This is a genomic window from Intrasporangium sp. (assembly GCF_036566125.1).
In the GTDB taxonomy this organism is placed as follows: domain Bacteria; phylum Actinomycetota; class Actinomycetes; order Actinomycetales; family Dermatophilaceae; genus Intrasporangium.
Genome location: NZ_DATCWX010000184.1, coordinates 1 through 8552 on the forward strand (window position 1 = coordinate 1; position 8552 = coordinate 8552).

Below are 8552 nucleotides of genomic sequence, written 5' to 3' on the forward strand. Positions count from 1 at the left end.
CCGGCAGCACGTCGGCGACGGCCGAGATCTTGCCCTGGTTGATGAGGACGTAGGCATCCTCGAGCACCGTCTCCATGCGCTCGGTGTCGGTGACGAAGTAGGCCGAGAGATAGCCCTTGTCGAACTGCATGCCCTCGGTGAACTCGAGCTCGGTCGCCGTCGTCGAGGACTCCTCGACGGTGATGACGCCGTCCTTGCCGACCTTGTCGAACGCCTCGCCGATGAGAGCACCGAGCGTGGAGTCCTGTGCGGAGAGCGTCGCGACCGAGGCGACCTCGTCCTTGCCGTTGACGTCACGCGCGATCTCGAGCAGGCGGTCGTTGACCGCGCTCACGGCCTTGTCCATGCCGCGCTTGAGGGCGGCCGGAGCGGCTCCCGCGGCGACGTTGCGCAGGCCCTCCTTGACCATCGCCTGGGCGAGGACCGTGGCGGTGGTCGTCCCGTCACCGGCGATGTCGTTCGTCTTGGTGGCGACCTCCTTGGCGAGCTGGGCGCCGAGGTTCTCGTAGGAGTCCTCGAGCTCGATCTCGCGGGCGATCGTGACGCCGTCGTTCGTGATGGTGGGGGCGCCCCACTTCTTGTCGATGACGACGTTGCGGCCCTTGGGGCCGAGCGTCACCTTGACGGCGTTGGCGAGCGCGTCGACGCCGCGCTCGAGCGACTTGCGTGCGGAGTCGTCGAACTCCAGTTGCTTGGCCATGGTGTTCCTTCTGGCTGGTGATGCGCGAAACGGTGGGCGAACGAGCCGCACCCCGGCACGACCCCGAGGGGCGTCACCGGGGTGCGGTCAAAGCATGTGGTGCAGGGGTCGAGCTCAGCCGACGACGGCGAGAACGTCACGGGCGGACAGGATGAGGTACTCCTCGCCGCCGTACTTGACCTCGGTGCCGCCGTACTTGCTGTAGATGACCTTGTCGCCGACCTTGACGTCGAGCGGGACGCGCTGGTCGCCGTCCTCGTTCCAGCGGCCGGGGCCGACGGCGAGGACCTCGCCCTCCTGCGGCTTCTCCTTCGCCGTGTCGGGGATGACGAGGCCGGAGGCGGTTGTCTGCTCCGCCTCGAGGGACTTGACGACGATGCGGTCTTCGAGCGGCTTGATGGAAACCGACACGGTGGTGACCTTCCCTTCGGGATGTCGATGGATCGAGTCTTGGAAGATTGTTGATCCAGTTGAGACCGGTCGCCGTCGCGGGGGTCGACCGCTCTCGCGGATCTGGCACTTTCAGGGTGAGAGTGCCAACAAGCAAAATCTAGGTTTGGAGTTAGCACTCGGTCAAGTCGAGTGCCAACAGACGAGAGCTCACGGTCCCTGAGCGCCCCCCTCTGCAACACACCCGCCTACCGACAACCCGGACCTGGTGCAACAGGAGCCACCGGTCGATGAGCGGGTGTGTTGCGCTTCCGGCGGGCAGGTGGGCCAGGGACCAGTCCCCGCGCGCCGGCCTCCCGCGGCTGCGAGGATGCGGCCATGGACGCAGCGATGGTCGACCGGCTCGCCACCGGGGAGGGCTGGGCGCTGCTCCAGTCCCTGCCGACCTACGACGAGTCGACCGCGCTGCAGCTCCAGGAGAGGCTGCGCGAGGCCTACGACCCTGACCTCGTGGCCGCCGCCATGGCGCAGTCCCGCCTCCGGGCGAAGGCGGTCGACAAGTTCGGGGACTTCGCAGCGGGCATGCTCTTCACGCCCGACGGTCTCGAGCAGGCCACCCGCCTGCCCCTCGCCGCCCGCCACGCCCACCGCTTCGCGTCAGCGGACGTGCGCGAGGTCTATGACCTCGGCTGTGGGATCGGCGCCGACGCCATGGCTTTCGCCGGGCTCGACCTCGTGGTGCGGGCGGTCGACGCAGACCTCCCGACCGCTCGGATCGCCGCCGCGAACCTGCGCCACTGGCCCTCCGCACGCGTGACGCACGCCCGGGCCGACGAGGTGCGACTGCCGCTCGGCGAGGCGGCGCGTCACCTCGGCGTCTGGCTCGACCCGGGTCGCCGCGTCTCGGGGGTCGCCGACGTCCGTGGCCGGACGAAGCGGGTCTTCTCGCTCGAGGCGATCTCGCCGACGTGGGGCGAGGTCCAGGCCTTCGCCGCCGACACGCCGGCAACCGGTGCCAAGCTCTCGCCGTCCTTCCCCCACGCCGCCCTCCCCGACGGCGCCGAGGCCCAGTGGAGCTCCTGGGAGGGCGAGGTCCTCGAGTGCGCCATCTGGTGGGGGCCCTTGGCCAGCCGTCCTGGCCGGACCGCCGCCGTGTGCTCCGCCTCGGCCACCCACGTCGTCACCGAGTCCGACGCAGCCCCGGCGTCCGCGGCCCCTCCGCTGCCGACCCTCACAGACCTGGGCGACTGGCTCTACGAGCCGGATCGAGCTGTCATCCGCGCCGGACTGACGCCGGCCCTGACCGCCGCCGTGGACGGAGCCGAGCTGGGAGCCGGCGTGGGCTACGTGACGAGCCCAGCGGCATACGACATCGCTTGGGCGAAGCGCTACCGCGTCGTCGAGGCGATGCCGCTGTCCCGCAAGGCACTGTCGCGATGGCTGCGCGACCGCGGCCACGACCGGGTGACGATCAAGAAGCGCGGTGTCACGCTCGACCCGGAGCTGCTGCGACGACAGCTGAAGATGACCGGGCGAGGCAGGGGCGGCTCGGAGGCGACGCTCGTCCTCACTCGGGTGGCCGGCGCCCAGGTCGTGCTCGTCGTCGAGGGGGCATGACTTCGACCACTACGACCACGGCGTCCGCGGCCGGCGCTGCAGCTCCCCGTCGACGGTCAGGTCAAGCTTTTCGGTGTAGAAGGAGATGAGCCCGGCGACCGGCGCCGCGTCGTGACGCGGCTCCTCGTACGACCACGCGATGTCCCGAAGGACGGTGTCGCCGACACGGGCGGACCAGTAGGAGGCCTCGCCCTTGTAGGCACACACGGTGTGCGAGTCGGTCCGGTCGAACAGGTCCATGGCCACGTCCTCCCGCGGCACGTAGTAGCGCGTCGGCAGGGGCGTCTCGAAGAGCAACGTCGCGCGGGTCGTGTCCGCGAGGGTGACCCCATCGCTGGCGATGACGACGTGGCGGCTGGACCTGAGGCAGTCGATCCGGTCGAACGGGTCGCGCGGGTGACCGAGAACCGGCTCGTCCTCCTCGTACCACTGTGTGAACGCGGTCCAGTCGAGCACGACATACCCGGCCAGGTCCGGGTCGTCGGGCCGGAAGGCAGCCCCGGGCAGGTCTCCCGCGTCGGTCCGGATCGTCAGCGGCGTGCCCGGCGCGGTGTGGGCGCCGAAGGGTGTGTGCGGATCCAGGACGGGAGGCCCGTCGTCGCCCATCGGCACCGGATGCTCGGCGGCAACATCTCCCTCGACCGGCACGAAGTCGCCGGCGACGTCCTCCTCCGGCACGGCATAGGACCCGACGACCCGCTTTGGCTCCCACACGAGCTGGACGCGGCGGCTGTCGACGACAGTGCTGCCCAGCGCGTCGGCCCGGACCCACTTGCCGACCGGGTGGACGCGCAGATCCGGGAGAGCTCGCAGGATCACTTGCCGCATTCGGGTGGCCATGGTCCAGTGTGCTCCCTCAGCGGTCGGGGTCGACTCACAACGCGGCGTCGGGCTGCGCGCCGGACCACTGGACCGCCTCGGCACCGGCCCGGTTCGCCGCCTCGAGAGCCTCCTTTCGGGTGGCGCCTGCGGCGAGCGCCGCCGCCAGCGCCCCGCAGAAGGCGTCGCCAGCACCCACCGTGTCCACGACGTCAGACTCATTGAGCCGTATGCCGCTCACCTCCTCCCCGTCCCACCTGGCCCCGGCTGCCCCGAACGTCACGAGCAGGGACGCGGGGATGAGGTCGGAGTCGGCGAGCTGGCGCATCTCCTCCTCGTTGACGATGACCGGGTCTGCCATGGCGATGACGTCGTGCGGAAGGGAGGCGTAGGGCGCGAGGTTGATGACGACGCGGGCGCCGCCGCGGCCCGCCAGGCGGGCGGCGCGGGCGACGAGGTCGGTGGGCACCTCGAGCGAGCAGAGGAGCACGTCGCCCGGGCCGAGTCCGACCGCCGTTACCGAGGCGTCCTCCGGCATGTTGTTGGCTCCGGGAACGACGACGATCGTGTTTTCCCCGGCCTCATCGACGGTGATGTACGCCGTGCCGGTCGGGGCGTCTGGGAAGGTCGGGACTTCGGTGTGGATGCCGTGGCGACGCAGCCGCTCGACGTAGGCGGCGCCCATGTCGTCGGCTCCGACCCGGCCGACCATGACGACGTCGGCGCCCGCTCGGCGCGCGGCCATCGCCTGGTTGCCGCCCTTGCCACCGGCGAAACGACCGGCCGCCTCACCGAGGACGGTCTCCCCCGGCCGGGGGTGAGCCTCGACCCGGGTCACGACGTCGACGTTGAGGGAGCCGAGGACGACAACGCGCCCCATCAGCGAGGTCCCGCGGTCGCCAGTATCGTGTCGCGCCACAGTGCGGAATAGCGTGCGTGGTCGACGCCCAGGGCGACTCGGATCCGGACCGGCGGCTCACCGTGCGGGTCGTGTGACAGGTCTCCGCTCCAGTCGCGCCGATCGACGATCGTCCGCCCGCGGGACCAGTGACCGGCGAGCTCGACCCGGATCGGGAGGACCTGGGTGGTCAGCCCTTCTGGGTCGAGGACCGCGCAGACGGCGCCGGCATCGCCGATCGTCGCCGCATCCCGGCCGAACCGCTCGCACTGGAACTGGATGAGCCTCCCGGCGAGCTCCGCTGTCCCCCGCCCACCGACTGCGACCAGCTCAGCGGCATCAGCGCTGGCCACGACCGGGTCGTAGAAGACGTCCAGGCCGTACATGGTGACGGGGATGGCCAACTCGGCGGCGGCGTCGAGCACGATCGCGGCCGCCTCCGGATCGTGGAAGACGTTGAACTCCGCGGAGGCCGTGGCATTACCGCTCTGCGCGGCACCACCCATGAAGACGATCTCTTCGATCCCGCGGGCCGCGTCCGGATAGGTGCGGAGCAGCAGCGCGATGTTGGTCAGCGGCGCCGTCGGCACGAGCGTGACCTGCTCGCCCGCCTCGGCTGCGGCGACGCACGTGTCGCGGAGCAGCTCCACCGCGTGGCGGGCGTCGGGCCGCAACGACGGGGCCGGCCAGCCAAGGTCGCCCATGCCGTCCTCACCGTGGACGTGCCGGGCGTCCGTCGGGTGCTCGAGCAACGGGCGCTCCGCTCCCCGGGCGACAGGCACGTCGGTGCGGCGGGCCGCCTCGAGCACCGTCAGGGTGTTGCGGACGACGTCGTCGACCGAGGCGTTGCCGCCGACGCAGGTGATGGCTCTCAGGTCGAGCCGGGAGTGAGACGCCGCGAGCAGGATCGCGCAGGCGTCGTCGACACCGGTGTCGACGTCCAGGACGATGGGTCTCGCAGTCGGCGGCACGCGGTCAACGTACCTCCAAAGGTCCAGCAGGTACCGTCGACTGGTGCCTGACAGCGCGAGGACCCAACTGTCCCGCCTTGGGTCCGGGGCGATGATCGTGGTGGCCGCTGCCACGACCCTTCTCATGGTGGCGTGCTCGAGCGGCGCCTCCCCGTCAGCACCTTCCCAGCTGGGGACGTCGACGGCGACGAGGCCGACCGCAGGCCCTTCGACAACGACTCTCACGACGACGGCACCACCCCCCACATCGACGCCCACATCGCCACCCACGGGGATGTCGCCGTCGCCGACGCCGACGGCTCTCGGCCCACATGCCTGCGCCTCTGCCCTCGTGGCCAACATGTCCGCGTCGGAGCGGGCCGGCCAGCTGCTGATGGTCGGCCTGGACGTCAACGCCGGGAGGAACAGCCTCGATGCCCTGGTCCGCGACCGGCACCTCGGCGGTGTCATCCTGCTCGGCGGCTGGTACGACGGAGCCGATCGCGTCCGCGCCGCGACCCGGCACCTCGAGTCCGTCACCGATCAGTCCAGAGGCGAGCCGGGGCTCTTCCTCGCGGCCGACCAGGAGGGTGGCAACGTCCAGCAGCTCCGCGGTGAGGGCTTCACCCGGATCCCGAGCGCGCTCGACCAGGGCGAGCTCTCGTCCAGCCAGCTGGCAAGGCAAGCGGCTGGCTGGGCCGAGGAGCTGCACAACGCCGGCATCAACGTCAACCTCGCGCCCGTTGCCGACACGGTCCCTGCAGAGCTGGGACGGGCCAACGCGCCGATCGGCCGGTGGGACCGGCAGTTCTCCAGCGACCCGACCGTCGTGGCTCGGATGGTCGGCGCGTTCATCGACGGCATGCACCGCGGAGGGGTCGCCGCGACGGTCAAGCACTTCCCCGGCATCGGCCGGATCACCGGCAACACCGACCTCACTGCCGAAGGCATCACGGACCGCCAGACGACAGCCTCCGACCCCTACTTGCGGCCTTTCGGCGCCGGCATCAAGGCCGGCGCGGACTTCGTCATGGTCGGTTCGGCGATCTACAGCCGGATCGACCCGGGGGTCAACGCCATGTTCTCGAGGGCGATCATCACCGACCTGTTGCGTGGCCGGATGGGCTACGACGGGGTCGTCATCACCGACGACGTCGGCGCCGCAAAGGCCGTCGCAGCGACACCGGTCGGCAAGCGTGCGACGACGTTCGTCGACGCCGGCGGTGACATCGTGCTGACCGCGCGTCCGGACACGGTGCCGACGATGCACCGGGCCCTGACCAGCCGGATGAGCGCCGACCACGCCTTCGCCGCCAAGGTGACGCAGTCGGCCACCCGGGTGATGACCCTCAAGGTCGACCTCGGCCTCGCGAGCTGCCGCTGACCCGGCCGCCCCAATCGAGTGAACAGGATTCGGGCGCTGCTGCCCCGGCAAGCCCCAATCGAGTGAACAGGATTTGGGCGCTGCTGACCCGGCACGCGCCAATCGAGTGAACAGGATTCGGGCAGGCACGTCCCGATTCTTGTTCACTCGATCAGGGAGGTGCCGGTCAGGACTGGACGAGCTCGACGGGCATCGACGAGTCCGTCGGCAGGCCAAGCTCGCTCGGCTCGCGGCCCTTGGCCACCAGTTGCGCCCCGAGAGCCGCGACCATCGCGCCGTTGTCGGTGCACAGCGCCGGCCTGGGGACGCGCAGGGCGATTCCCGCCTTCGCGCACCGCTCCTCGGCGAGCGCCCGCAACCGGGAGTTGGCGGCCACCCCGCCACCGATGAGCAGGTGGTCCACATCGTTGTCCTTGCACGCCAGCAGGGCCTTTTTCGTCAGGACGTCGACAACCGCCTCCTGGAAGGAGGCCGCCACGTCGGACACCGGCACCGGCTCCCCGGCTCGGTGGCGCTGCTCCACCCACCGCGCCACCGCCGTCTTCAGCCCCGAGAAGGAGAAGTCGAAGCGGTGCCGCTCCAGGTCGCGACCTGTCGTCAGCCCCCGTGGGAAGTCGATGGCCACCCGGTCCCCCTCGCGGGCGGCGCGGTCGATGTACGGCCCACCGGGGAAGGGCAGCCCGAGGACTCGGGCCACCTTGTCGAACGCCTCCCCCGCGGCGTCGTCCATCGTCGACCCCATCGACCGCACGTCGTTCGTCACGTCGGGCACGAGCAGGAGCGACGAGTGCCCGCCCGAGACGAGCAGGGCCATCGTCGGCTCCGGCAGCGGCCCGTGCTCGACGATGTCGACGGCCACGTGCGACGCCAGGTGGTTCACGCCATAGATCGGCTTGTCCAGGGCGACGGCCAGCGCCTTGGCCGCGGCCACGCCGACGAGGAGCGACCCGGCGAGACCCGGGCCGGAGGTCACGGCGATCGCGTCGAGGTCGCGCAGGGTCACGCCGGCGTCGCGGCAGGCCCGCTGGATCGTCGGGACCATGGCCTCGAGGTGTGCGCGGCTCGCCACCTCGGGGACCACGCCGCCGAAGCGCGCGTGCTCGTCCACGCTGCTCGCGACGGTGTCGACGAGAAGCGTCTCCCCGCGCACGATCCCGACTCCGGTCTCGTCGCACGACGTCTCGATCCCGAGGACGAGGGGTTCGTCAGCCATGGGTACCTCCGATGTGCTTGCGCATGACGAGGGCGTCGATGTCGCCCGGCTGGTAGTAGCGCCGACGCACGGAGATGACCTCGAAGCCGCTCGTGCCGTAAAGCCGCTTCGCTGCCTCATTGTCAGCGCGCACCTCGAGCAGCAGGGCCTCGGCCCCGCTGCCCTCGGCTCGCCGGACGAGCTCGTCGAGCAGCCGGCGCCCCAGCCCTCGGCCCTGCGCCTCCGGCACGGTCGCGATGGTCATCAGGTCCGCGACGTCGCCGCTGACGTCGATGCCCCCGTAGCCCAGGACCTGTCCGTCGTCAATGGCGACGACGTAGTCCCGCCGGGGGCGACCCGCCAGCTCGGCCCACCACGTCGGCTCGGACCACGCATCGTCGGCGAAGAGCGCCACCTCGAGCGCCGCCAGCGTCTCCAAGTCGGTCCACTCGAGGTCGCGCAAGACCGGCGCGCTCATCCGAGCGTCGACTTCGGGGTCGGCGGAGCGGTGGCCACGTCCGGGCGCCGCAGGTAGAGCGGCTCCAGCCCGTCGAGCTCGTCTCCCGTCGCCAGTCGCCGGGTGGCGAGGTCGGCGAGCGCGC

General features: G+C 71.0%; 9 protein-coding genes. 2 read left to right on the forward strand and 7 right to left on the reverse strand.

The window, feature by feature from the left end; all coding sequences use genetic code 11:
- Both groEL and groES read right to left on the reverse strand, forming a co-directional pair.
- Nucleotides 1-700: chaperonin GroEL (gene groEL, locus VIR15_RS10885; RefSeq protein WP_331927497.1), on the reverse strand; the 700-nt coding region annotated here is incomplete at its 3' end.
- A 114-nt stretch (nucleotides 701-814) separates the two neighbouring features.
- The gene (gene groES, locus VIR15_RS10890) at nucleotides 815-1111 is read right to left on the reverse strand and encodes a co-chaperone GroES (protein WP_041308421.1); all 297 of its coding nucleotides are present in this window, start codon (nucleotides 1109-1111) and stop codon (nucleotides 815-817) included.
- Nucleotides 1112-1468: 357 nt separating this feature from the next.
- Here groES and VIR15_RS10895 point away from each other — a divergent pair, with 357 nt between their 5' ends.
- Nucleotides 1469-2707: a THUMP-like domain-containing protein gene (locus VIR15_RS10895; protein ID WP_331927498.1), complete on the forward strand. Its 1239-nt coding sequence runs from the start codon at nucleotides 1469-1471 to the stop codon at nucleotides 2705-2707.
- A gap of 9 nt (nucleotides 2708-2716) precedes the next feature.
- Here the strand turns inward: VIR15_RS10895 and VIR15_RS10900 are convergent, their stop codons facing one another.
- Genes VIR15_RS10900 through VIR15_RS10910 form a run of 3 tightly spaced genes read right to left on the reverse strand, consistent with a single transcriptional unit; the run spans nucleotide 2717 to nucleotide 5620 of the window.
- Complete coding sequence (locus tag VIR15_RS10900) at nucleotides 2717-3547, reverse strand: DUF427 domain-containing protein (protein ID WP_331927499.1); 831 nt, start codon at nucleotides 3545-3547, stop codon at nucleotides 2717-2719.
- Between the two features lie 34 nt (nucleotides 3548-3581).
- Nucleotides 3582-4406, reverse strand: a complete 825-nt coding sequence (locus VIR15_RS10905; protein WP_331927500.1) for a ribokinase — start codon at nucleotides 4404-4406, stop codon at nucleotides 3582-3584.
- Nucleotides 4406-5620, reverse strand: a complete 1215-nt coding sequence (locus VIR15_RS10910; protein ID WP_331927501.1) for a nucleoside hydrolase — start codon at nucleotides 5618-5620, stop codon at nucleotides 4406-4408. The genes VIR15_RS10905 and VIR15_RS10910 overlap by 1 nt, the downstream gene beginning before the upstream one ends.
- A 115-nt stretch (nucleotides 5621-5735) precedes the next feature.
- Between VIR15_RS10910 and VIR15_RS10915 the strand changes: the two genes are divergently transcribed.
- Nucleotides 5736-6758 (forward strand): glycoside hydrolase family 3 N-terminal domain-containing protein, encoded by a 1023-nt coding sequence (locus VIR15_RS10915; protein WP_331927502.1) that lies wholly within the window; start codon nucleotides 5736-5738, stop codon nucleotides 6756-6758.
- A gap of 166 nt (nucleotides 6759-6924) precedes the next feature.
- Here VIR15_RS10915 and tsaD read toward each other — a convergent pair whose 3' ends face one another.
- Together tsaD and rimI are read right to left on the reverse strand one after the other, a co-directional pair.
- A complete protein-coding gene (gene tsaD, locus VIR15_RS10920; protein WP_331927503.1) occupies nucleotides 6925-7971 on the reverse strand; it encodes a tRNA (adenosine(37)-N6)-threonylcarbamoyltransferase complex transferase subunit TsaD in 1047 nt (348 codons plus the stop codon).
- Nucleotides 7964-8428 (reverse strand): ribosomal protein S18-alanine N-acetyltransferase, encoded by a 465-nt coding sequence (rimI, locus tag VIR15_RS10925; RefSeq protein ID WP_331927504.1) that lies wholly within the window; start codon nucleotides 8426-8428, stop codon nucleotides 7964-7966. Before rimI ends, tsaD begins: the two co-directional genes overlap by 8 nt.
- Nucleotides 8429-8552 lie beyond the last annotated feature (124 nt).